Here is a 672-nt window from a genome sequence, read left to right as displayed (position 1 = left end):
GCCGCCGATCGGGCGGCCGAGCGGGTGGGTGCCCAGCACGGCGGCGACGAAGTGTTCATGGGCGACGTCGGTGGGGTCGTCGCTGTCCATCGCGATTTCCTCGAGGATGACGTCGCGTTCCTGTTCCATCTCCTGGGGGTCCAGCACGGCGCCGGTGATCATGTCCGCGATGACGTCGATCGCCATCGGCAGGTCGGTGTCCAGCACGCGGGCGAAGTAGCAGGTGCTTTCCTTCGCCGTGGCGGCGTTGGATTCCCCGCCAACCTCGTCGAAGGCCGAGGCGATCTCAAGGGCGGTGCGCCGCTTGGTGCCTTTGAACAGGAGGTGTTCCAGGAAGTGGGTGGAGCCGTGCTGTCCGGGCGCCTCGTCGCGTGAGCCGACGCCGACCCAGAAGCCGATGGTGGCGGAGCGCTGGCCCGGCATCGCCTCGGTCAGCACGCGGACGCCGCCGGGCAGCACCGACCGGCGCACCTCGGAACCGCCGTCGGCGCCGTGGATCAGGGTGTCAGCGTGCTGGTTCTGCTCGAGCGGCAGGGGGACGACAGTCATCAAGGCCTTTCAGTAAATACATGCCAAATCTGCCTGCCATCGTACCAGCGGGGCACTCCCCGATGGTCCGGTGGCGGCGCCGGAAGCTGCGGCATAACCCGAGCCCGGCTCAAACAGCGGCGG

The 672-nt window shown here is 68.5% G+C and carries 1 protein-coding gene; it reads right to left on the bottom strand.

The window, feature by feature from the left end:
* Window positions 1–549, bottom strand: a 549-nt coding sequence (locus K789_RS0109815) for a M16 family metallopeptidase (protein WP_024366602.1), incomplete at its 3' end; no start/stop codon positions are given.
* Window positions 550–672 lie beyond the last annotated feature (123 nt).

Origin of the sequence: Arthrobacter sp. TB 26, assembly GCF_000427315.1 — a bacterium.
GTDB lineage: Bacteria > Actinomycetota > Actinomycetes > Actinomycetales > Micrococcaceae > Arthrobacter.
The sequence above is the reverse complement of the archived record's forward strand: the minus strand, read 5'-3'. Positions and strand labels throughout refer to the sequence as shown.